Annotated in this window: 17 protein-coding genes; 14 read left to right on the top strand and 3 right to left on the bottom strand. The window is 70.4% G+C overall.

The genetic code is table 11. The features are described 5' to 3' along the window. Positions 1–14: 14 nt before the first annotated feature. Positions 15–1,424, top strand: a complete 1,410-nt coding sequence (locus tag H629_RS0102630) for a hypothetical protein (protein WP_152485626.1) — start codon at positions 15–17, stop codon at positions 1,422–1,424. Beyond that, a complete protein-coding gene (locus H629_RS15355; RefSeq protein WP_161607966.1) occupies positions 1,376–4,432 on the top strand; it encodes a hypothetical protein in 3,057 nt (1,018 codons plus the stop codon). Before H629_RS0102630 ends, H629_RS15355 begins: the two co-directional genes overlap by 49 nt. A 57-nt stretch (positions 4,433–4,489) precedes the next feature. On the opposite strand, the gene H629_RS0102640 is transcribed toward H629_RS15355, so the two are convergent. Further along, positions 4,490–4,846, bottom strand: a complete 357-nt coding sequence (locus H629_RS0102640) for an RNA polymerase-binding protein RbpA (RefSeq protein ID WP_024355807.1) — start codon at positions 4,844–4,846, stop codon at positions 4,490–4,492. Between the two features lie 180 nt (positions 4,847–5,026). On the opposite strand from H629_RS0102640, the gene H629_RS0102650 reads away from it, so the two are divergent. The 5 genes from H629_RS0102650 to H629_RS0102670 all read left to right on the top strand — a co-directional run bounded on the left by H629_RS0102650 (position 5,027) and on the right by H629_RS0102670 (position 15,020). Continuing rightward, a complete protein-coding gene (locus H629_RS0102650) occupies positions 5,027–5,794 on the top strand; it encodes an SDR family oxidoreductase (protein ID WP_024355809.1) in 768 nt (255 codons plus the stop codon). Positions 5,795–6,158: 364 nt separating this feature from the next. Beyond that, a complete protein-coding gene (gene gltB / locus H629_RS0102655) occupies positions 6,159–10,874 on the top strand; it encodes a glutamate synthase large subunit (protein WP_024355810.1) in 4,716 nt (1,571 codons plus the stop codon). Then, complete coding sequence (locus tag H629_RS0102660) at positions 10,867–12,336, top strand: glutamate synthase subunit beta (protein ID WP_024355811.1); 1,470 nt, start codon at positions 10,867–10,869, stop codon at positions 12,334–12,336. Before gltB ends, H629_RS0102660 begins: the two co-directional genes overlap by 8 nt. A gap of 264 nt (positions 12,337–12,600) precedes the next feature. Next, positions 12,601–13,245, top strand: coding sequence for an NAD(P)-dependent oxidoreductase (locus H629_RS0102665; RefSeq protein WP_024355812.1), 645 nt, complete (start codon positions 12,601–12,603; stop codon positions 13,243–13,245). A 179-nt stretch (positions 13,246–13,424) separates the two neighbouring features. Continuing rightward, positions 13,425–15,020 (top strand): N5-glutamine methyltransferase family protein, encoded by a 1,596-nt coding sequence (locus H629_RS0102670; protein ID WP_024355813.1) that lies wholly within the window; start codon positions 13,425–13,427, stop codon positions 15,018–15,020. Positions 15,021–15,038: 18 nt separating this feature from the next. On the opposite strand, the gene H629_RS0102675 is transcribed toward H629_RS0102670, so the two are convergent. Further along, positions 15,039–15,791, bottom strand: coding sequence for a sulfite exporter TauE/SafE family protein (locus H629_RS0102675; RefSeq protein ID WP_024355814.1), 753 nt, complete (start codon positions 15,789–15,791; stop codon positions 15,039–15,041). A gap of 152 nt (positions 15,792–15,943) precedes the next feature. Between H629_RS0102675 and hisD the strand changes: the two genes are divergently transcribed. The 3 genes from hisD to H629_RS0102690 are packed head-to-tail and all read left to right on the top strand — an operon-like array spanning position 15,944 to position 18,800. Continuing rightward, positions 15,944–17,269, top strand: coding sequence for a histidinol dehydrogenase (hisD, locus tag H629_RS0102680; protein ID WP_024355815.1), 1,326 nt, complete (start codon positions 15,944–15,946; stop codon positions 17,267–17,269). Next, positions 17,269–17,751 (top strand): transcriptional regulator NrdR, encoded by a 483-nt coding sequence (nrdR, locus tag H629_RS0102685; protein WP_024355816.1) that lies wholly within the window; start codon positions 17,269–17,271, stop codon positions 17,749–17,751. Before hisD ends, nrdR begins: the two co-directional genes overlap by 1 nt. A 2-nt stretch (positions 17,752–17,753) precedes the next feature. Next, the gene (locus tag H629_RS0102690; RefSeq protein WP_024355817.1) at positions 17,754–18,800 is read left to right on the top strand and encodes a quinone-dependent dihydroorotate dehydrogenase; all 1,047 of its coding nucleotides are present in this window, start codon (positions 17,754–17,756) and stop codon (positions 18,798–18,800) included. 111 nt (positions 18,801–18,911) lie between these two features. Here H629_RS0102690 and H629_RS0102695 read toward each other — a convergent pair whose 3' ends face one another. Then, the gene (locus H629_RS0102695) at positions 18,912–19,490 is read right to left on the bottom strand and encodes a DUF3043 domain-containing protein (protein WP_024355818.1); all 579 of its coding nucleotides are present in this window, start codon (positions 19,488–19,490) and stop codon (positions 18,912–18,914) included. Between the two features lie 165 nt (positions 19,491–19,655). Here H629_RS0102695 and erpA point away from each other — a divergent pair, with 165 nt between their 5' ends. From erpA to H629_RS0102715, 4 genes are all read left to right on the top strand, one after another. After that, positions 19,656–20,027: an iron-sulfur cluster insertion protein ErpA gene (gene erpA, locus H629_RS0102700; RefSeq protein ID WP_024355819.1), complete on the top strand. Its 372-nt coding sequence runs from the start codon at positions 19,656–19,658 to the stop codon at positions 20,025–20,027. 152 nt (positions 20,028–20,179) lie between these two features. Next, the gene (gene ctaC, locus H629_RS0102705; RefSeq protein ID WP_084705326.1) at positions 20,180–21,034 is read left to right on the top strand and encodes an aa3-type cytochrome oxidase subunit II; all 855 of its coding nucleotides are present in this window, start codon (positions 20,180–20,182) and stop codon (positions 21,032–21,034) included. Between the two features lie 16 nt (positions 21,035–21,050). Then, a complete protein-coding gene (ctaD, locus tag H629_RS0102710; RefSeq protein ID WP_024355821.1) occupies positions 21,051–22,688 on the top strand; it encodes an aa3-type cytochrome oxidase subunit I in 1,638 nt (545 codons plus the stop codon). 20 nt (positions 22,689–22,708) lie between these two features. After that, on the top strand, positions 22,709–23,131 hold the full coding sequence (locus tag H629_RS0102715) for a cytochrome c oxidase subunit 4 (protein WP_024355822.1): 423 nt from the start codon (positions 22,709–22,711) through the stop codon (positions 23,129–23,131). Positions 23,132–23,138: the final 7 nt, after the last annotated feature.

The following is a 23,138-nucleotide window of genomic DNA, read 5'->3' on the forward strand; positions in this document are numbered from 1 at the left end:
GGTAGAGGTGAAGTGTGAGTTTGTGGCGAGCGAGCCGGCTGCGAGACGCGATCACGGGACGAGCACGCGGCCTGTCGATTCTGATCGGTACGCTGATGCTCGCGGGCGCCGTCGTCGCGGGCGTCCTCTCTGCTTCTGCTCAGAGCGCTTCGGCGGCTGTCGTGGACGCCGACTGGCGCGAGGTCACCGAGGACGGCCTGCAATTGCGCGCCAAGGTGACGGAGGTCGCGGGCAACGCGAACGGCCCGCTGCGCGCCGGGGACAAGATCCACTTCCACCTCGCCGTGAAGAATGTCGGAACACAGGCGTTCACGGGCTCATTCGCGGCTGATGTCACTAACATGCTGGCCGCGATGTCCGATGAGCATCTCGCCTATGCAGATGCTTACAGAGACTTGCCGGAGACGGTGCAGATTGCCACACAGTCCTCTCCGACCCACTACTGGTGGAATCAGAACTTTCACTATCCCGCGTACCGGCAGGATGGCAAGCGAGTTCACGATAGCTTCACGGTGCAGCCGGGAGGCTCGCACTACTTCAATATTCGATTCGACGTGTCGAACGACTACTCGCGGAGTGACGGACTCGTCGCCGCCTCCGCCTGCCTCGACGGAACCCGGGGCGGCACCCCGGCGCACGCGTGCATCGATTGGGCCGAGCAGCGCGTTGCGCAGCAGTATCCCGACCTGCAGGTCGCCTCTCAAACGGTGACCAAGGTATCAGGCGACAAGAACGGCCCGGTGCGCGCCGGCGACATCTTGGAGTACGCCGTGACCGTGCGGAACAGCGGCACTAGCGACTGGACGGCACCCGGTGGCTGGGCGGTCGATCGTCGCTTCACATTTGGGACCGATCTCGGCGACGTGCTCGACGACACCGTGGCGTCGGGAACGATCCCGGGGCTCAGCGGAACCCAGGTGCGTCAGGGACCGACCGCACTCGCCGCGGGCGCGACCTGGCAGCACAAGTTCCGCGTGCAGGTGACGAACGACTACGCGCGCGGTGACCAGGCGATGCACGCGCGGGCGTGCTTCACCGGGGACACGGGCAACCCTCTGGCCGGCGTGGACGGCGTGATCGAGGTGTGCGGCGACTACGACGAGCAGCTCGTCGCCGAACAGTACCCTGACGTTGATATCACCTCGCTGGCGGTTACGAAGACCCTGGGCGACACGAACGGTCCGGTGCGCGCAGGCGATATTCTGCAGTACTCAGTCACGATGCGCAATAGCGGCCTCGGCGACTGGACGGCCCGAGCGCCTGGGCGAAGGATCGCCGGTTCAGCTTCTCCAGCGAACTCGGAGAGGTACTCGACGATGCGGTGGTCGTCTCCGCGACCGGGCTCTCCGGAACGCGGGTGGGACAGGGCCCATTCGTGCTCAACGCGGGTTCCTCCTGGAGTTACACCTTCCGGGTGCAGGTGACGAACGACTACGCCCGAGGAGACCAGACGATGAACGCGCGGGCCTGCTTCACTGGTAACACAGGCAACCCCGCGGTCGGAGACGACGGTGTGATCGAGGTGTGCGGCGACTATCCCGAGCAGACCGTCGTGGAGCAGTACCCCGATGTGGAGGTGCGGCAGGCGTGGGTGAACACCTCGCGCGCAGGCAAGCCGATCCGCCCGCTGGACAACCTGCGCTACGAGGTGAGGCTCACGAATCCGGGTGCAGGTGATTGGCGCGCCTCGGCCGGGTGGGCGGTGGGGCACCCGGTCACGGTTCGCGTGCCGCTCGCGGATGTGCTCGATGACGTGACGAACGTCGGCACGCCCTCGGCCGGGGCGAAGATCACCGACGGAGTGCTCGAGTGGACGGGCCAGCTCCTCGCCGGAGGCACGCAGACGTTCACGTTCACGGCTCGCGCCGGGACCGGCGCAGCACCCACTGTCACGGCCCAGCAGCTCGTCACACGCGCGTGCGCGGGCGGGAATGCGCGGCAGGCCCCGAGGGGCGTCGATCACGTGATCGAGGTGTGCGACGAGATATCCGCGCAGATCGGGGAGCGGTGGCGCATGTCGAGCACCGTGTTCGACGAGTCGGGGGATCCGCTCGGGTCGGGCGCGACGGTACGTCCCGGGGCACAGCTCACCTACCGGCTCGCTGCAGAGTCGGTCGGAGGCTGGCCTGTCGAGAACACGTCCTTGACGTGGGATCTCTCGGGTCTCGTCGAAGGGGCCGAGATCGGTGGGCCCGTGCAGGTGCTCGTCGGCGGTGTGCCGGTCATGACGCTGCCGGTCGTGAACGACCGCGTGACCCTACCCGCGACGACCCTTCCCGCGGCCGGGGGAATCGTGCTGCAGGTGCCGGTGACGGTGATGGCGGATCTCGCGGATCGTGATCTGCGCACGGGCGGCACCGGCACGGCGACGCCGGCCGATGTCGCCGGCGGCATTCCGGCCGAGGGGTGCGGCACGGCGGGGGCGCCGTGCGGCACCCTGGTCCGGGTGCGCGCCGAGACCGTCGCACCCGCTCAGCCCACGGTCGTGCAGCCGGTGTGTGAGGCCGACTGGACGGTGAGTGCCCCGTCGGTGGCGCTGCCCGCCGACACCGCCCGGATCGCCTACGTCCTGAGCGGCGATGTCGAGCCGGGGGAGACGGTGACGGTCACGGCTACGGCTGCCGACGGCGTGCGGCTCACCCTGTCCTCGGGGTGGGTGATCGCGGCCGACGGGCGGAGTGCGACCCGAGTGGTAGCGCTCGCGGACCCGGACTGCAGGAAGCCGGTGACCCCGGCGGCGCCTGCGGTGACGCAGACTGTGTGCGAGGCGGACTGGACGGTGAGCGCGCCTGAGGTGGTGGCGCCGAGCGATACGGTCGATCTCAGCTACACTCTCGCCGGCACGGTCGAAGCCGGCGCTCGTGTCACCGTCACCGCGACGGCCGCCGCAGGAGCTCGTATCGAGCCGGCTCCGGGATGGGTGGTATCGCCCGACGGACGTACGGCCTCTTTCGAGGTGGTGCTTCACGACGTGTCGTGCGTCGAGCCGCCCGTGCAGGTGCCGCTGGGTGCGCTGGTGATCCAGCAGGCGTCCTGCCCGGCCGATTGGACGGTGAGCAACCCTGTCGTCACGCTCCCCGCCGACACGGCCGAGGTCGAGTACGTGTTGACGGGTGAGGTGCGCCCCGGTGGCACCATCACCGTGACCGCGGCCGCGCTCGGCGACGTCGAACTCGCGCCCACCGCTGGGTGGGTGCTCGCAGCCGACCGCAAGAGCGCGACGTACACGACCACGCTCGCCGATCCGCCCTGCGCGCGCCCCGTCGCCCAGCTCGAGGCGCCCGTGGTAGTGCAGCCGGTCTGCGAGGACGACGGGGTGGCGAGCGCGGCTGATCTCCTCCCGTCCGAAGACACTCCCGATGTCGCATACTCGTTGAGCGGCGAGGTAGGGCCAGGCGGCACCGCCGTGGTCACCGCGACCTCGCTCGGCCAGGCTGTGCTTACGGGCGGTTCAGGCTGGGTGGTCGCGGCCGACGGTCTCAGCGCGACCTTCGCGGTCGTGTTCGATGACCCCTCCTGCACTCGCCAGGTGGTTCCTCAACCGCCTGTGGTCACCCAGCCGGTGTGCGAGGCCGACTGGAGTGTGCGCGACCCTGCGGTGCAACTGCCCACAGATACGCCGGACATTGCGTACACGCTGAGCGGTGAGGTGACACCGGGCGCCCGGGCGACTATCACCGCGACGGCGCACGGCAACGCGCGACTGAGCGCTGCGCCCGGCTGGGTCGTCGCGGCGGACGGGCGCAGTGCCACCTACGATGCGGTGCTGAACGATGCGTCGTGCGTGAGACCGCCGGTGCAGATGCCGGTGGACGCGCTGGTGATCGAGCAGCCCGTCTGCCTGGCCGACGGCACAGTGAGCATGCCCTCGGTCACGCTCCCGTCTGACACCACCGAGGTGACCTACGCCCTGACGGGGGAGGTGCGTCCGGGCGGCACGGTCACGGTGATCGCGACCGCGGAGGCCGATGCCGAACTGGTGGCCACGACCGGGTGGGTGCTCGCGGCCGATCGCAAGAGCGCGAGCTACACCACCACGCTCGCCGATCCCGACTGCGACGGTGGCGGCGGTGGCGATATCGGCGGCCCCGGCGACGGTAGCGACGATGACGACCCCGGCGGGAACACCGACGGCGATCCCGGCGACGGAGGCCCAGGCCCCGGCGACGGGAACAACGGAAGCGATACCGGCCCCGGGGGGCCCGGTAACGGCGGCGGCGCCGACGGCCCCGGTTACGGCGGCGCCGTCGGGGGCGCCGGCGTCGACGGTGTGGGCGGCGAGCTCAAGCCCGCGCACACGAAACTCGTGCAGACGGGCAGCGCGCCCGCTCAGCTGCTCGTGGCGGCGGCCGTCGCTGCGCTGGCGGGCCTGGTGGCGCTGGCTTTGGCGAGCGCCATGGGTCGCCCGAGGCACAGCGGATCGGCGCACTGAGCAGGCCGCACCGGGTGCGGGAGCGCGTGATGCTCCCGCACCCGGCAGGCGCGTCGGCTACTGCGCGCCGCGGCGGGAGCGCAGCAGCTGCAGTCGCTCTTCGAGCAGCTCTTCGAGCTCCTCGCGGGTGCGGCGTTCGATGAGCATGTCCCACGGCGTGCGCTGAGAGGATTCCTTCTCCTCGAACTCGGCCCGCGCCGCGCGGCCGGCCTCGTCGTCGAGGAAGCCGATTTCGCCGCTCTTCTGATCGACCCACTCGGCCGGCGGCTCGGCGTCGGCGTCGAAGAGCACCCGGAACCGCACCCCCCGGTCGGTCAGGTACTCGACGGCGCGTCTGGGCGAGAGCTCGACGCCCTCCTCGCCCTGCAGACTCGTCGCGCCGATGCGCGTTCCTCGTAGAGTTCGATCAGCCATGCTGGACCTCCTCGCCGGTGGTGAGCGGGCCGGTGCGCTCGCGGACTCCGCGGGCACCCCTGCCGTTCATTGCAGCGTACTCGCTCGCGTCGGGTTCGCGATACCCCTGTACATGGGGTGCCCGGGATGCGAGGTCCACTACTCTGGGAGGCACGTAATTCGAAACGACGAGGAGCACTTGTGACTCAGATTCTTGAACCGGGCAGCCTCGCCGGCCGCCGCGCGCTCGTGACGGGCTCGTCACGGGGGATCGGCGCCGACACCGTCCGGTACTTCGCCGAGGCGGGAGCCGACGTGGTCGTGAACTTCCGCAACAAGGCTCCGCGCGCCGAGAAGCTCGCGACGCAGCTGCGCGAGCTGGGCGTGCGCGCACTCGTGCAGGGCGCCGACCTCACCGACCCCGACTCGGTGGCGGCGATGATGGACGCCGTGCGCGAGGAGTTCGGCGGGCTCGACGTGCTCGTGCTCAATGCCTCGGGCGGCATGGAGGGCGGCATGGAGGAGGACTACGCGCTGAAGCTCAACCGCGACGCGCAGCTGTCGGTGCTCGACGCCGCGCTGCCGCTGATGGGCGAGGGTTCGCGCGTGGTGTTCGTGACCAGCCACCAGGCGCACTTCATCCGCACCACGCCCACGATGCCGGAGTACGAAGGCGTGGCGCTCTCGAAGCGCGCCGGCGAGGACGCGCTGCGCGAGCGCATTCCGGCCCTCGAAGAGCGCGGGATCGGCTTCACCGTCGTCTCGGGCGACATGATCGAGGGTACGGTCACCGCGACGCTGCTCAACCGTCTCAGCCCGGGAGCGATCGAGGAGCGCCGCGAGCAGGCGGGCAAGCTCTACAACGTCTCCGAGTTCGCGGCCGAGGTGGCGCGCGCCGCGGTCGATCCCGTTCCCGCCGACAACACCCGTCTGGTGGGCGACACCGGGAGCTTCAACGGGGAGGGCTGACCCTCCGCGACGCCGAACAGCCGGTGTCCGATAGTCGAACGCGCCGAGGCGCGTTGCGGCGACTATCGGACACCGGCTTTTCTGCGCCCGGTTTCGAGTGGGCGACGGCAGTGTTTCGGTTGTGTTTCGCGAAACGCGGCTGTTCGGAAGTCGTCAAGATGTTCCGAAGATAATTCTGAAAGATTGGGCACGCTAGCGAATCATGTGCACAAAGTGCGCTGCTCGATTCGTTTCACCGAAGAACCTGCTGGTAATCTGGTCTCTCCGCAGCCACTGCGGGCCCCCGCGACGGCGCTGTCGCGGGCTACCGCCCGTCACTGGCTCCGCCCGGGCCGCCGACGTCCCGCCGAGAGAGAGGACGTCGATGAGCCACGAAGCCGCGACCCCCACCGCCAGCCCGGCGGGCTTCCCCGAGCGCACCGGGCTGTACGACCCCGCCGACGAGCGCGACGCCTGCGGCCTCGCCTCGGTCGTCTCGCTCACCGGTGAGCCGAGTCACGAGATCGTGTCGCTCGCACTCGCCGCGCTCGAACACCTCGAGCACCGCGGCGCGGTCGGTTCCGACGCCGGCACCGGCGATGGCGCCGGGATTCTCAGCGACCTGCCCGACCGCCTCATCCGGGAGTCCCTGAACGAGCGCGATCCCGCTCTCCGGCTGCCGGCCCCCGGTGGCTACGCCGCGGGCCTCGCCTTCCTGCCCCAGGCATCAACCGAACGGCAGGCCGTGCGCTACCGCATCGGAGCGATCGCAGCAGAAGAAGGCCTGGCGGTGCTCGCCTGGCGGCCGGTCGCCGTGCGACCCGAAGTGCTGGGGGAGAGCGCCCGTGCCGTGAGCCCGGTCATCGAACAGCTGATCCTCGTGCCGCAGTCGGGCACCGGTGACCCCGGCGGACGCAGCGGATCGCAGGCACTCGACGGTGCCGGCCGCAGCACTGCCGGCCTCGACGGTGCGGGCCTCAGCGGTGCGGGCCTCAGCGGTGCCGGACTCAGCACTTCCGGACTCAGCACCGACGCCCTCGAACGCCGCGCGTTCCGGGCGCGCAAGCGCATCCAGCACGAGACCGGCTGCTACCTGCCGTCGCTCAGCGCCCGCACCATCGTCTACAAGGGCATGGTCACCACGCTGCAGCTGCCCGGCTACTACCCGGAGCTCTCCGACGAGCGCTTCGAGAGCCGCTTCGCGATCGTGCACTCGCGCTACTCCACCAACACCTTCCCCTCCTGGCACCTCGCGCAGCCGCTGCGCCTCGTCGCGCACAACGGCGAGATCAACACCGTCCGCGGCAACCGCAACTGGATGCGAGCCCGCGAAGCACGGCTCGAGAGCACGCTGCTCGGCGACATGCGGCAGCTCTCGCCGATCTGCTCGGAGGGCGGCAGCGACTCGGCCAGCTTCGACGAGGTGCTCGAACTGCTCGTGCGCGCCGGCCGCTCGCTGCCGCACGCGCTCGCCATGATGGTGCCCGAGGCCTGGGAATCCGAGACCGGGCTCCACCCCGACCTCGTGAGCTTCCTCGAATACCACTCGCTCGTGATGGAACCGTGGGATGGACCGGCCGCGATGATCGCCACCGACGGCGTCGAGCTCGTCGCCACCCTCGACCGCAACGGCCTCCGGCCGGGTCGCTTCCTCGTCACCGACGACGGGATCATGGTCATCGCCAGCGAGACCGGGGTGCTCGACATCGCGCCCGAGCGGGTGATCCGCCGCGGCCGCCTGCAACCCGGACGCATGCTCGCGGTCGACCTCGCGAGCGGCGCGATCCGCGACGACGACGCCGTGAAGCGCGAACTCGCCGGGCTGGCGCCCTGGGGCGAGTGGCTCGAAGAAGGGCGGATCCGCCTCTCCGAGCAGCCCGAGCGCGAGCACCTCGTGCACCCGCCGGCCTCGATCAGCCGACGTCAGCGCACCTTCGGGTACACCGAGGAGGAACTGCGGCTGCTGCTCACCCCGATGGCCCGAGACGGCGTCGAACCCATCGCCGCGATGGGCACCGACACCCCCATCGCCGTGCTCTCGGAGCGCCCCCGCCACCTCTACGACTACTTCGTGCAGCAGTTCGCGCAGGTCACCAACCCGCCGCTCGACGCACTGCGCGAAGAGCTCGTCACGAGCCTCGTGACGAGCATCGGGCCGCAGCAGAATCTGCTCACCCAGTCGGCCGAGCACGCCCGCCAGGTGATCCTCGACTTCCCCGTCATCGACAACGACGCGCTCGCGCGCATCCAGCACTTCGGCGACGACCCCGAGCGCGAGCGCGCCGTCACCATCCGCGGCCTGTACCCCGTCGACTTCGAGGCGAGAGGCCTCGCCGACAGGCTCGAAGCGATGTGTTGGGAGGCGAGCGCCGCCATCGACGCCGGCGCAGAGTTCATCATCCTGTCCGATCGCGACTCCAACAAGGACCTGGCGCCCGTGCCGTCGCTGCTCGCGATCTCCGCCGTGCACCACCACCTCATCCGCGAGGGGCAGCGCATGAGCGTCGCGCTCATCGCTGAGGCGGGCGATGTGCGCGAGGTGCACCACGTCGCCGCGCTCATCGGCTACGGCGCCGCAGCCGTCAACCCCTACCTCGCCATGGAGACCGTCGGTCTGCTCGTGCGCGACGGATCGATCACGGGCGTCACCGAGGCGGCCGCGGTCGCCGGCCTCATCAAGGCGCTCGGCAAGGGCATGCTCAAAGTGATGAGCAAGATGGGCATCTCGACCGTCGCCTCCTACTGCGGCGCGCAGACCTTCGAGGCGATCGGCCTCTCGCAGCAGCTCGTCGACCGCTACTTCACCGGCACCGCCTCCCGGCTCGGCGGCGTCGGCCTCGACGTGATCGCGGCGGAGGTCGCCGCCCGCCACCGCGCCGCATACCCCGACGACCCGGCGCCGCTCGCGCACAAGAAGCTCGAAACCGGCGGCGAATACCGCTGGCGGCGCGGCGAGGAGCCCCACCTCTTCGACCCCGAGACCATCTACAAGCTGCAGCACGCCACCCGCACCGGGCGCCGGGAGATCTTCGCCGAGTACACCCGCCGCGTGAACGAGCAGGAGCGGCGCCTCATGACGCTGCGCGGGCTCTTCGCCTTCGCGCCGCAGCGGCCGCCCGTGCCGCTCGGCGACGTCGAACCCGTGAGCGAGATCGTGAAGCGCTTCGCCACCGGGGCCATGAGCTACGGCTCCATCTCGCCCGAAGCGCACCAGACGCTCGCGATCGCCATGAACCGGCTCGGCGGCAGATCGAACACGGGGGAGGGCGGCGAAGCCGAGGATCGGCTGCTCGACCCCGAACGTCGCAGCGCCATCAAGCAGGTCGCATCGGGCCGCTTCGGCGTCACCTCCATGTACCTGACCCACGCCGATGAGATCCAGATCAAGCTCGCCCAGGGCGCGAAGCCCGGCGAGGGCGGCCAGCTGCCGCCGCAGAAGATGTACCCGTGGATCGCCCGCACCCGGCACGCGACCCCCGGTGTCGGCCTCATCTCGCCGCCGCCGCACCACGACATCTACTCCATCGAAGACCTGAAGCAGCTCATCTTCGACCTCAAACGGGCCAACCCCGCCGCGCGCATCTCGACGAAGCTCGTCGCCCAGAGCGGCATCGGGCCCGTGGCCGCGGGCGTCGCGAAGGCGCTCTCCGATGTGATTCTCGTCTCCGGTCACGACGGCGGCACGGGCGCGAGCCCCATGAACTCGCTCAAGCACGCCGGATCGCCCTGGGAGCTCGGCCTCGCCGAAGCGCAGCAGACCCTCATGCTCAACGGCCTGCGCGAACGCGTCGTGCTGCAGGCCGACGGCCAGCTGAAGACCGGCCGCGACGTGGTCGTCGCGGCCCTGCTCGGCGCCGAGGAGTTCGGCTTCGCGACGGCCCCGCTCGTCGTCTCGGGCTGCATCATGATGCGCGTCTGCCACCTCGACACCTGCCCCGTGGGCGTCGCCACGCAGAACCCCGAGCTGCGCGAGCGCTTCACCGGCCAGGCGGAACACGTCGTGAACTTCTTCCGCTTCATCGCCGAAGAGGTGCGCGAACTGCTCGCGCAGCTCGGCTACCGCACCCTCGCCGAAGCCGTCGGAGACACCGCCGCCCTCGACGTGGACGCCGCGATCCGCCACTGGAAGGCCGAGGGGCTCGACCTCACGCCGATCCTGCGCGGACCGGCCTTCCCCGAGAGCGAGCCGCGCCGCAGCGGACGCGAACAGGAGCACGAGCTCGACGCGCACTTCGACCGCGGACTCATCGAGATCGCCGCAGACGCCCTGGAACGCCGAGAGCCCGTGGTGATCGACCTGCCGATCCGCAACATCGACCGCGCCGTCGGCACGATGCTCGGCCACGAGGTCACGAAGCGGCACGGCGCCGCCGGTCTCGCCCCCGAGACCATCGACGTCACCCTCACCGGATCGGCCGGGCAGTCGCTCGGCGCCTTCCTGCCGGCCGGCGTCACGCTGCGGCTCATCGGCGACGCCAACGACTACGTCGGCAAGGGCCTCTCGGGCGGCGAGATCGCGATCCGCCCGCACCCCGACGCCGGGCACCCGGCCGCGGGCAACGTCATCGCCGGCAACACCATCGGCTACGGCGCGACGAGCGGCAGCCTGTGGATCGCTGGGGCCGTGGGCGAGCGCTTCCTCGTGCGCGGATCCGGTGCGACCGCCGTGGTCGAGGGCACCGGCGACCACGCCCTCGAGTACTTCACGGGCGGCTTCGCCCTGATCCTCGGCCCGACCGGGCGCAACATCGGCGCCGGCATGTCGGGCGGTGAAGCCGCGATCCTCGATCTCGACCCCGCGAACGTGAACTCGGGCGAGCTCGGCTCGGGCGCGCTCGCGCTCACCCCGCTCGACGAGGCGCTGCGCGAGCAGATCTCGGCGCTGCTGAAACGGCACGCCGAGCAGACGGGCTCCGAGCTGGCGACCGCACTGCTCGACGAGATCGAGCACGACCCGGATACCGTCTTCGCGCGCTTCACCAGGTTGATCCCGCGCGGCTACTCGCGCGTGCTCGAGATCCGCGAGCGCGCGAACGAACAGGGCCTCGATCCCGACGGCGAGCGGGTCTGGTCCGAGATCCTGGAGGCGACCCATGGCTGATCCCCGAGGCTTTCTGAAGGTGCGCGAGCGCGAGCTCGCCCCGAAGCGCCCCGTCGCGCTGCGCCTGCAGGACTGGCGCGAAGTCGTCGACCCGGCCGACCCCACCCTCGTCGCCCGTCAGGCCGCGCGCTGCATGGACTGCGGCGTCGCGTTCTGCCACCAGGGGTGCCCGCTCGGCAACCTCATCCCCGAGTGGAACGACCTCGTCACCCGCGACCGCTGGCAGGACGCGATCGAGCGACTGCACGAGACGAACAACTTCCCCGAGTTCACCGGGCGTGCCTGCCCGGCACCCTGCGAATCGGCCTGCGTGCTCGGCATCAACCAGCCCGCCGTCACCATCAAGCAGACCGAGAACGGCATCATCGACCGCGCCTTCGAGAACGGCTGGGTGCAGCCGCAACCCCCGGCCCGGCTCACCGGCAAGACCGTCGCGGTCGTGGGATCCGGCCCTGCGGGCCTCGCCGCGGCCCAGCAGCTCACCCGAGCCGGCCACACCGTCGCCGTCTACGAGCGCGACGAGCAGCCGGGCGGCCTGCTGCGCTTCGGCATCCCGGAGTTCAAGCTCGAGAAGCGCCTCGTGGCGCGCCGCATCGATCAGCTCAAAGCCGAGGGCACCCGCTTCCGCTGCGGCATCGAGATCGGCCGCGACATGTCGTGGAGCGAGCTGCGACGCCGCTTCGACGCGGTCGTCGTGGCGACCGGGGCGACGGTTCCGCGCGAGCTGCCGCTGCCCGGCCGCGAGTTCGCGGGCGTGCACTACGCGATGGACTACCTCACCGCCCAGAACCGCGCGCTCGCGGGCGATGGCGCCCACCCCGATGCGGCGTCGCCCGCCGAGTTCGACGCCGCGGGCAAGCACGTCGTCGTCATCGGCGGCGGCGACACCGGCGCCGACTGCATCGGCACCGCGCACCGCCAGGGCGCGAAGTCGGTGACGAACCTCGCGATCGGACGCCGCCCGTCGCCCACCCGCACCGACACTCAGCCCTGGCCCGTGCACCCGACACTGTTCGAGGTGTCGAGCTCGCACGAGGAGGGCGGCGAGCGCCGCTACCTGGCGTCGACCGTCGAGTTCGTGGGCGACGCCGAGGGGCGGGTGCGGGCGCTGCGGGTCGCCGAGACCGGATTCACCGAGCGCGGGCGCGAACCGATCGCGGGCACCGAGCACCTCATCGACGCCGACCTCGTGCTCATCGCGATGGGCTTCACCGGGCCGGAGGCGGTCGAAGACCCGGGGCTGTTCCTGCAGCGCGGATCGCGCGGCGCCTTCGAACGCGCAGCCGACTACGCGACCGAGGTGCCCGGGGTGTTCGTCGCGGGCGACGCCGGTCGCGGGCAGTCGCTCATCGTGTGGGCGATCGCCGAGGGGCGGGCCGCCGCGGCCGCGGTCGACGCCCACCTCACCGGGCAGAGCGTGCTGCCGCGCCCCGTGACCGCTCACGACCGCGCCTTTGCCTGACGGCGGGCCTGCTGCGGGATGACGGCGGGCCTGCTTCGGGCTTCCTGCAGGCTTGCTGCTTGAAATCGGGGTCGCTTGTGGCCGTGTCGCGGCCTCCGACACGGCCACAAGCGACCCCGATCTCATCAGGCCCGGCGAGTATGCGGAATGGCCGGGAGCGGACCGGGGAATAGCCGCGGCCTGCATGCGGAATAGCCGCGAGCCGACCGCGGTTGTAGCAGTCGGCCCGCCGCGTCGGCGGGCCGCGACTTCGAGGAGGCAGACATGACCAAGGTGACGGTAATCGGCGGCAGCGGCTACGCGGGATCGCACATCGTCGAGGCGGCGGCGGTGCGTGGGCTCGAGGTGACCAGCATGAGCCGTGGCGAGAGCGCGCAGCAGATCGCGGGCGCCACCTACGTGCGCGGTTCCATCACCGAGGCCGCGGATCGTGCCCGGGCGCTCGACGGCGCCGACGTCGTGGTCGTGGCCGTCTCGCCGCGCGGCGACATGGCCGGCCGGGTGCGCCCCGCCATCGCAGAGCTCGCCGCCGATGCGACTGCCGCCGGGGTGCGCCTCGGGGTGGTCGGCGGAGCCGGCTCCCTGCTGCAGAGCGAGGGCGGCGATCTCGTGATGAACGGCCCCGACTTCGCCGATGCGGTGAAGCCGGAGGCCTCCGAGATGGGCGGCGTGCTCGATGATCTGCGGGCCACGCCCGAGACGCTCGACTGGTTCCTCGTCAGCCCGGCGGCCACCTTCGGCGCCTGGGCCGCGGGGGAGTACCGGGGCGAGTACCGGGTCGGCGGCGACGTGCTGCTCACCGATGCCGACGGCAATTCGGAGATCTCGGGCGCCGACTTCGGCGTGGCCGTGGCCGACGAGATCGAGCAGCCGCAGCACCGCCGTGCCCGCTTCACCGTCGCCTACTGAACACCGTCGCCTACTGAGCGCGGCGGCCTGCTGAGCGCGGCGGCCTGCTGAGCGCGACGGCCTACTGAGGACGCTCGCCTGCTGAGCCCAGTCGTGCATTGAGCACGGCCGTCCTTCGAGCACGGCCGCCTTCTCAGTGCCCGCCCCGCCGCGGGGCGCCGAGCGAATACCCTGGTGGGGTGGATCCTGAACTCATCGACAGCCTGCACGCCGACCTCGACGCGGCCGACTACCGCGCCGACTCGATCGCGGCGCTGCTGGGCGCCGGGGCGGACGCGGCACGTCAGCGCGGCGTGTTCGCTCCGGCGCTGCGGGCGCTGGCCGAGCGCGGCGGCAGCCCGCTGGCGACGCTCGTGCGGCTCTTCCTGCTCGCGGGCCGTGTCGATCGCGGCGAGTTCGACACCGCCGTACCGGCACTCGGCGCGGACGGCGCCCTCGCGCTCGGGCTCGTTCGGTCGGACGATGCCGACGGTCTGCAGGCGGCGCTCTCGTTGAACCCGGTGCTGGTCGCCGATGCGGGGAGCGAGGAGCCGCTGCACTGGTGGATCATCTCCGACCTCGACGACCAGCTGAGGCGAGGACCGGCACGCCCCGACCACGTCATGGGCGTCGGCGGCGCCACGCGCTCGCTCATCTCGCAAGCCCCGCCCGGGGAGACCGGACGCTGCCTCGACCTGGGCACCGGCTGCGGGATCGTTGCCATGCATCTGGCGCTGCGCGGCGACGTCGTCGCGACCGACATCTCGGAGCGGGCCCTCATGCTGGCCCGGGCGAACGCCCGGCTGGGCGGGCTGGAGCAGCGGATCGAGTTCCGTCTCGGCGACCTCTTCGAGCCGGTCTCGGGAGAGCACTTCGACCTCGTGCTCTCGAATCCGCCCTTCGTGATCACGCCCCGCGACGACGGCGACGCCCCCGTCTACGAGTATCGCGACGGCGGCATGGCCGGCGACGGCCTCGCCGAGCGGGTCGTCGCCGAAGGGCCCGCGCACCTTGCGCCCGGCGGCACCCTGCTCTGCCTCGCCAACTGGGAGTCGCCGTGGGGGTCGAACGGTCTCGAACGCGTGCGCGGCTGGATCGAGGCGGCGGCCGACGCCGTCGGCCCGCTCGACGCCTGGGTGATCGAACGCGATCGCGTCGACCCCGCGCAGTACGCCGAGACCTGGGCCCGCGATGGCGGCGCGCGGCCGGGCACCGCCGAGTTCGAGGGGCTCATGGACGGCTGGCTCGATGACTTCGCGGCCCGACGGATCACGGCGATCGGCCTCGGCGTGATCCGCATCCGCAGGCGCCCCCTGGCCTCATCGCCCACAAGAGAGGGGACTGTCGTCGAGGGCGCTGTCGTCGAGCGCGCTGTGGCTGAGGGCACTGTCGTCGAGATCGACCAGGCCGCGGGCGCCTATGCGGGCGATCGCCTCGGGGGCGGGCTCGCCGCAGCGTTCGACGCCGGCGCGCGCGCCGCCCGCATGAGCGACGCGGAGGTGCTCGACACGCACTGGCTGCGCACCGAGTCCGTGGTCGAGGAGCGCGAGCACACGCCGGGGGAGGAGGCGCCCCGCGCGATCCGCCTCACGACGGATCGGCCCATCGCCCGCCGTGTGGCAGCGGATCCGCTCATCGCCGCGGCGGTGGGCGTGTGCGACGGCGAGCTCTCGCTCGGCCGCATCGCGGACGCGCTCGCGACCCTCCTCGAGGTCGACCCGGATGCGGCCGCGGAAGCGCTGACCGCGGGATTTCGCGAGCTGGTCTGGCTCGGCATGCTCGTCCCGGCCGAGTGACCGCTCTGACCGGCCGGATCAGCCGAGCAGCTCCCACACGCCGCGCACGAGCGTTGCGGCGGCTCCCGCGAACGCCAGCACGATGACGAAGCGCCGCACCTGACGCGAGCTCACGACCCGGAGCAGCCGCTCGCCGAGCGCGATACCGCCGATCAGCACGATCAGCACGATCGCCCAGAACCACCAGGGTGTCGCCGGCAGAGCCGCTGGGTCGAGGATGAGCTTCGCCGACGTCGCCGTCGCGCTGATGAGGAGGAAATACGGCTGCAGCGTCGCGGTGAACGAGACCTGGGGCCAGCGGGTGAGCACCGCGTACGCGCTGACCGCCGGGCCGCCCACGCCCGCGAGCGCGCTCGTGACCCCGGAGAGCAGCCCCGCGACGGCGCGCGGCGCGCGCTGCTCGATGGAGAACCGGCCTCCCCGCACCGCGAGCGAACCACCGAGGGCGACGATCACGATCCCGCCCACCGCGACCGCGAGCACCGCGGGCGAGAAGAGCTGAGCCAGCCACGCGCCGACGAGCGAACCGACGACGGCGAAGGCGCCGAGCCAGCGGAACAGCGACCAGTCGACGGAGCGCCACACGCGAGGCAGGATCAGGGCGCTCGACAGGATCGACAGCGCGTTGACGAGCACCACGCCCGAGTGCGCCCCCAGCACGAGCACCATGAAGGGGGAGACGAGCATCGCGAAGCCGAGCCCCGCCATGCGCTGCGCGACCGACCCCAGCAGGATGAGTCCGAGGATCAGCGCCCCGGTCGCGAGGGTCACGAGACCGCTCCCTCGTGCGGCCCGCCGTGCGGCCCACGTCGCGCGCCCGAGTGCTGCATCCGTCCCCCGCTCCGTCGCCTCCATCCTGTCAGACGGCGCGTCGGGCCCCCACCGGAACGCGGGAGTCGCGCTGCCGGTAAACTGGGCGGGTGATGCGAACGATTGATCTGCGGGGGCAGCACCTCTCTCGCGCCGACCTGCTGCGGCTCGTGCCGCGCGCCGCACTCGACATGGGAACCGCGGTCGACCGCGTGCGACCCCTCGTCGACGCCGTGCGGGATCGGGGCGAGGCGGCGCTGCGCGAACAGGCGCGCGACTTCGACGGCGTCGAGGGGCACGCGCTGCGCGTGCCCGCCGGGCGCATCGCGGCATCGCTCGAGACCTGCCCGCCCGAGATCCGCGCCGCGCTCGAACTGCTGATCGAGAAGCTGCGCCGCGCCTCGGCCGCGCAGGTGCCCGCCGAGCAGATCACCAGCTTCGGAGACGGGGCCGTCATCCGGCAGCGATGGCAGCCGATGGGCCGGGTCGGCCTCTACGCGCCCGGCGGCAAGGCCGCCTACCCCTCCTCGGTCATCATGAACGCCGTCGCCGCCCAGGCCGCGGGAGTGCCCGAGCTCGCACTCGCCTCGCCCGCGCAGGCCGACAACGACGGACTGCCCCACGAGGTCGTGCTCTGGGCCGCGGCCCTCGCCGGCGTCGACGAGGTCTACGCCATCGGAGGCGCGGGCGCCATCGCGGCCTTCGCGCACGGAGTCGAGAGCATCGGCCTCGCACCCGTCGACAAGATCTCGGGCCCGGGCAACGTCTTCGTGGCCGCCGCGAAGCGCGTCGTGAACGGCGTCGTCGGCATCGACTCCGAGGCCGGCACGACCGAGATCCTCGTGATCGCCGACGACACCGCCGACCCCCGCTTCGTGGCCGCCGACCTCATCAGCCAGGCCGAGCACGACGAGGCCGCCGCCTCGGTGCTCGTCACGGACTCCGCCGACTTCGCCGAGCGCGTGCTCGCCGAGATCGCGCAGCGCTCGGCCGGCACGCGACACGTCGAGCGCGTCGCGACGGCGCTCGGCGGCCCGCAGTCCGCCGTGATCCTCGTCGACGACCTCGCCACGGCCGCCCGCGTCAGCGACGCCTACGGCCCCGAGCACCTCGAGATCCAGACCCGCGACGACGAGTCCGTGCTCGCCGGGATCGGTGACGCCGGTGCGATCTTCGTGGGCGCCTATACGCCGGTCAGCCTCGGAGACTACCTCGCCGGATCCAACCACGTGCTGCCCACCGGCGGCACCGCCCGCTTCGCCTCGGGTCTCGGCGCGCACACCTTCCTGCGACCCCAGCAGGTCATCTCCTACGACCGGGCCGCGCTCGCCGAGGTCGAGCAGCCCCTGCTCGCCCTCGCGGCGGCCGAGGGCTTGCCCGCCCACGGCGAAGCCGTCAGCGCCCGCTTCGAGTCGACGAGCGCGGGGGAGCAGGCCTGATGCACTGCCCCTTCTGCCGCCACCCCGACAGTCGCGTGATCGATTCCCGCACCGCCGACGACGGCCTCTCGATCCGCCGCCGCCGGCAGTGCCCCGAGTGCGGCCGCCGCTTCACCACCACCGAGACCGCGAGCCTCACCGTCATCAAACGGTCCGGCGTGGTCGAGCCCTTCAGCCGTGAAAAGGTGATGAGCGGCGTGCGGAAGGCCTGCCAGGGCCGCCCCGTCACCGAGGCCGACCTCGCGGTGCTCGCGCAGCGGGTCGAAGAGTCGGTGCGCTCCAGCGGTATCGCGCAGTTCGATGCCAACGAGATCGGCCTCGCGATCCTGCCCCACCTGCGCGAGCTCGACGAGGTGGCCTACCTGCGTTTCGCGAGCGTGTACCAGGCCTTCGAATCGCTCTCCGACTTCGACGACGCGATCGCCGAGCTGCGGGCGCATCCCGCCGGCGAGACCCCCGCACCGACCCCCACGGAGGACTGACCATGCGTCTCTACCCGCTGCTCTTCAGCACCGTCCTGCGACGCATGGACCCCGAGACCGCGCACCACCTCGCGTTCAAGGTGATCCAGGCCGCGCCTTTCACCGCAGGCCTAGTGCGCCGCGTCTGCGCGCCGCATCCCTCGCTGCGCACTCGCGCGCTCGGCATCGACTTCCCGAGCCCTTTCGGCCTCGCCGCCGGCTTCGACAAGAACGCCGAGGGCATCCTCGGGCTCGGCGATTTCGGCTTTGGGCACGTCGAGGTCGGCACGCTCACCCGGCACGCGCAGCCCGGCAACCCGAAGCCGCGCATGTTCCGCCTGGTGGGAGACCGCGGCCTCATCAACCGCATGGGATTCAACAACGGCGGATCGGCCGCGGCGGTGCCGCGCATCGAGCGCGCCCGGCTGTCGCGCCGCCGCCCGGTGATCGGCGTGAACATCGGCAAGAGCCGCGTCACCGAGGTCGAGGACGCCGTGCAGGACTACGTCTGGAGCGCGCAGCGCCTCGCGCCGATCGCCGACTACCTCGCGGTGAACGTCAGCTCTCCCAACACGCCCGGGCTGCGCGGCCTGCAAGAACTCGAGATGCTCGAGCCGCTGCTCGCCGCCGTGCGCGACGCCGCGGGCAGCACCCCGCTGCTCGTCAAGATCGCGCCCGACATGGGCGACGAGCAGATCGACGGCATCGTGGCGCTCGCGAAGCGTCTCGGCCTCGACGGCGTCATCGCCACCAACACGACCATCTCGCGCGAGGGCCTGAGTGCGTCGGAGGGCGAGATCGAGCGCATGGGCGCCGGCGGGCTCTCCGGTGAGCCGCTGCGGCAGCGCTCGCTCGAGGTGCTGCGCCGCATCCGCACCGTCGAGCCCGACCCCGACTTCTGCGTGATCTCGGTCGGCGGCGTCGCCACCGCCGACGACGTGCTCGACCGGTTGCGCGCCGGGGCCACGCTCGTGCAGGGCTTCACGGCCTACATCTACGAAGGGCCGCTCTGGGCTCGCGCCGTGAACCGCGGCCTGCAGCGCGCCGGATGGCGCCAGGCGGGGGAGTAGCCGCGCCCCGGCGCCCCCGGCCCTGCGCCCCTGCGTCCCGGCGCACAGCGAAGAACCCCCGGTCGATGCTTTCGCATCGGCCGGGGGTTCTCTCGTGAGTATCGCGCCGGATCAGCTGGGGAAGTTCCCGCGCTTGACCTGCGGCTTCGGCATGCGCAGCGGGCGGAACTGGAACGCGCGCATCGCGGCGTACCACCGGAAGCCGGGCTGCACGCGATCCTCGCCGAACTTCTCGCCGAGGCGCTTCTTCAGCCGCATGCCGAGGAACACCGCATCGAGGATCGCGAGACCTACGAATGCCCAGATCACGACGAGGCTGATGATCTGCATGATGCCGGGGATGAAGGTCATCACGAGCACCACCAGCATCATGGGGATGAGCAGCTCGCCCACGCTCCAGCGGGCGTCGACGTAGTCGCGCACGTAGCGGCGCTGTGGCCCCTTGTCGCGCGGGGTGAGGAAGCGTTCCTCGCCCTGCATCATGCCGAGGCGGGCGCGCTCGCGGGCGTCGGCCTGCTGGCGCCGCTGCTCCTTCATCATGGCCTTGTCGCGGGAGCCCACAATCGGCCGCGCATTCGCGGCCTCCGCCTGCTTGCGCGAGGGAGTCGGGCGCCCCTTGCCCGTGCTCGCCCCATTCTGAGCGTCGTTCTCGCCCGCGGCGGTCGCGTTGTCAGCGCCCTTCTTTGCCACGCCTGTCCTCTCGATCGATGCGCACTGCGCGCGTATGCATGCGAGTCGTCCGTCGAATGCGGTCGACTCCTGCCTCAAGACTACCGTGCGCGGCTGACGCGATCCCCTGAGCCCGGCGTAGAATCGTAAGGACAAGGGTTCATCACGCGAGCGAGGAGTTACCGCATGAGCACTGACACGATCGCAGCGGAGACGGCGGCCGAGGAGCGCGCCCACGGCGTCGCGCTGAGCGAGACCGCCCAGGAGAAGGTGCGCAGCCTGCTGGCGCAGGAGGGGCGCGATGATCTGCGCCTGCGCATCGCGGTGCAGCCCGGGGGGTGCTCGGGGCTGATCTACCAGCTGTTCTTCGACGAGCGGCAGCTTGAGAACGACGCCGTCGTGGACTTCGACGGCGTCGAGGTCGTGGTGGATGCGATGAGCATCCCGTACCTGAGCGGTGCCACGATCGACTTCGAGGACACCATTCAGAAGCAGGGCTTCACCATCGACAATCCCAATGCCCAGGGCAGTTGCGCCTGCGGCGACAGCTTCAGCTGAACGACGTCGAGCATTCGGAGTTCGCGACACCCGGTGTCGGTTCGGGGAATGCTCAGCTTCGCGCTAAGCTGTCAGGGAGTCATCAGCTTCGCCTGCCATCCGAGCCGGCGAGAAAACAGTTCGAAAGGTATGCGGTGCGTTCCAATCGTCGAATGAAGTGGGTCGCGGCCCCGGTGGTGCTCTCTGCAGCACTGCTGCTCGCCGGCTGCACCCCCGAGCAGCAGCGGGGCTTCCTGCCCGAGGGTTCCGAGGGAGCCACCAACCACACGGACGGCGTCACCGGACTGTGGGTCACCTCCTGGATCGTGCTGCTCGCCGTCGGCATCCTCACGTGGGGCCTCATCATCTGGGCCACCATCGCGTACCGCCGTCGCAAGGGGCAGACGGGTCTGCCCGTGCAGCTCCGCTACAACATGCCGATCGAGACCTTCTTCACCGTCGTTCCGGTGATCCTGGTCCTCGGCTTCTTCGCGTTCACCGCGCAGGAGCAGAACAAGATCGAGGCCCGCATCGACAACCCCGACAACACCGTCGAGGTCATCGGCAAGCGCTGGGCGTGGGACTTCAACTACGTTGATGAGGACGTCTACTTCCAGGGCGTGCAGGTGCAGACCGACGCCGAGGGCAACGCCGAGGAAGACACCATGCCGGTGCTCTACCTCCCGGTCGACCAGACCACCGAGATCCGTCTCGAGACCCGCGACGTCATCCACTCCTTCTGGGTGGTCGAGTTCCTCTACAAGAAGGACATGATCCCGGGTCAGACCAACTACATGAGCTTCACCCCGACGAAGACCGGCACCTTCATGGGCAAGTGCGCCGAGCTCTGCGGCGAGTACCACTCGATGATGCTCTTCGAGGTGCGGGTCGTCGAGCAGGACGAGTACGACGCGTACATCGAGTCGCTGCGCGATGCGGGCAACACCGGCCAGGTGTCCGTCGAGTTCAACCCGAACCAGGAGCGCCTCGCGAACGACAACGACAACGCGAAGTCGCAGAACGACTAACGAGGGAAACAGAAACATGAAGAAGGGCAACGTCATTGTCTCGTGGCTGACGTCCACGGACCACAAGGTGATCGGGTACATGTACCTGATCAGCTCCTTCGTGTGGTTCCTGATCGGCGGCCTCATGGCGCTCCTGATCCGTGCGCAGCTGTTCGCGCCGGGTCTCGAGATCATCGCCACCAAGGAGCAGTACAACCAGCTGTTCACCATGCACGGCACGATCATGCTGCTGATGTTCGCCACCCCGCTCTTCGCGGGCTTCGCGAACGTCATGATGCCGCTGCAGATCGGCGCTCCCGATGTCGCGTTCCCGCGACTCAACGCCTTCGCCTTCTGGCTCTACACCTTCGGTTCGCTGATCGCCGTCGGCGGCTTCCTCACCCCGCAGGGTGCGGCCTCCTTCGGCTGGTTCGCCTACGCCCCGCTCTCGGAGATGACCTACTCCCCGGGTGTCGGCGGCAACCTCTGGGTGCTCGGCCTCGGCATCAGCGGCTTCGGCACGATCATGGGCGGCGTGAACTTCATCACCACCATCATCACGATGCGCGCCCCCGGCATGACCATGTGGCGCATGTCCGTGTTCACCTGGAACACGCTCATCACCTCGATCCTCGTGCTGCTGGTCTTCCCCGTGCTCGCCGCGGCCATGTTCGGCCTCGCCGCCGACCGCATCTTCGGCGCCCACATCTACACGGGTGAGGGCGGCGCGATCCTCTGGCAGCACCTCTTCTGGTTCTTCGGCCACCCCGAGGTCTACGTCATCGCGCTGCCGTTCTTCGGCATCGTCTCCGAGATCTTCCCGGTGTTCAGCCGGAAGCCGATCTTCGGCTACAAGACCCTGATCTACGCGACCATCGCGATCGCCGCGCTGTCGATGACGGTGTGGGCGCACCACATGTACGTCACCGGCTCCGTGCTGCTGCCGTTCTTCGCGCTCATGACCATGATGATCGCGGTGCCCACCGGCGTGAAGATCTTCAACTGGCTCGGCACGCTGTGGCGCGGTTCGATCACCTTCGAGACGCCCATGCTCTGGTCGCTCGGCTTCCTGGTGACGTTCGTCTTCGGCGGTCTGACCGGTGTCATCCTGGCTTCGCCCGCGCTCGACTTCCACCTCTCGGACACCTACTTCGTGGTCGCCCACTTCCACTACGTGGTCTTCGGCACCGTCGTGTTCGCGATGTTCGCGGGATTCTACTTCTGGTGGCCCAAGTGGACCGGTCGCATGCTCGACGAGCGCCTCGGCAAGATCCACTTCTGGGTGCTGTTCATCGGCTTCCACATGACCTTCCTCGTGCAGCACTGGCTGGGCGTCATGGCCATGCCCCGCCGCTACGCGACCTACCTGCCCTCCGACGGCGTCACCTGGGGCAACCAGCTGTCGACCGTGGGCGCGATGGTGCTCGGCGCCTCGATGATCCCGTTCCTGCTGAACGTGTACATCACCGCGCGTCGCGCTCCGAAGGTCACCGTCAACGATCCGTGGGGCTACGGCCGCTCGCTCGAGTGGGCCACCTCCTGCCCGCCGCCCCGTCACAACTTCACCTCGATCCCGCGCATCCGCACGGAGTCGCCGGCGTTCGATCTCAACCACCCCGAGATCAGCGGTGTGGAGCAGCCGGTTCGCGAGCCCGCGCTCGCCGAGAAGAAGTGATCTCGAGGAGAGACTGACCCATGAAATCCAATATCGTCATCTTCTGGATCCTCACCGCGTACTTCGTGCTGCTGGCGGCGGTCTACACGATCTGGAACATGTCCGTGCACGGCTACCCCGAGTGGGCCGGCTCCACGGCGATCCTGCTCTCCGGCGGCCTCACCGGCTTCATCGCCTTCTACCTCGGCCTCGTCAAGAAGAAGCAGGGAGGCGTGCTCCACGAGGACCGTCTCGATGCCGACATCGATGACGGCGACCCCGAGCTCGGCGAGTTCAGCCCGTGGAGCTGGTGGCCGATGTTCCTCGCATTCGGAGCCTCGATGGTGGTGCTGGGCCTGTGCGTGGGCTTCCACTTCTGGCTCTCCTTCCTGACCCTGCCGCTCGTCATCGTCGGCATCGTCGGCTGGGTGTACGAGTACTACCGCGGCCACTTCGCGCGATAGAGGCAGA

It is taken from the genome of Leucobacter chironomi DSM 19883 (assembly GCF_000421845.1).
GTDB classification, from domain to species: domain Bacteria; phylum Actinomycetota; class Actinomycetes; order Actinomycetales; family Microbacteriaceae; genus Leucobacter; species Leucobacter chironomi.

What these genes read in the sequence shown, in the direction of transcription:
- H629_RS0102690 (WP_024355817.1), top strand. Translation starts at nt 17,754, where the DNA reads ATGCGTCTCTACCCGCTGCTCTTCAGCACCGTCCTGCGACGCATGGAC.
- ctaC (WP_084705326.1), top strand. Translation starts at nt 20,180, where the DNA reads ATGAAGTGGGTCGCGGCCCCGGTGGTGCTCTCTGCAGCACTGCTGCTC.
- H629_RS0102640 (WP_024355807.1), bottom strand. Translation starts at nt 4,846, where the DNA reads ATGGCTGATCGAACTCTACGAGGAACGCGCATCGGCGCGACGAGTCTG.
- H629_RS0102715 (WP_024355822.1), top strand. Translation starts at nt 22,709, where the DNA reads ATGAAATCCAATATCGTCATCTTCTGGATCCTCACCGCGTACTTCGTG.
- ctaD (WP_024355821.1), top strand. Translation starts at nt 21,051, where the DNA reads ATGAAGAAGGGCAACGTCATTGTCTCGTGGCTGACGTCCACGGACCAC.
- gltB (WP_024355810.1), top strand. Translation starts at nt 6,159, where the DNA reads ATGAGCCACGAAGCCGCGACCCCCACCGCCAGCCCGGCGGGCTTCCCC.
- H629_RS0102660 (WP_024355811.1), top strand. Translation starts at nt 10,867, where the DNA reads ATGGCTGATCCCCGAGGCTTTCTGAAGGTGCGCGAGCGCGAGCTCGCC.
- hisD (WP_024355815.1), top strand. Translation starts at nt 15,944, where the DNA reads ATGCGAACGATTGATCTGCGGGGGCAGCACCTCTCTCGCGCCGACCTG.
- erpA (WP_024355819.1), top strand. Translation starts at nt 19,656, where the DNA reads ATGAGCACTGACACGATCGCAGCGGAGACGGCGGCCGAGGAGCGCGCC.
- H629_RS0102665 (WP_024355812.1), top strand. Translation starts at nt 12,601, where the DNA reads ATGACCAAGGTGACGGTAATCGGCGGCAGCGGCTACGCGGGATCGCAC.
- nrdR (WP_024355816.1), top strand. Translation starts at nt 17,269, where the DNA reads ATGCACTGCCCCTTCTGCCGCCACCCCGACAGTCGCGTGATCGATTCC.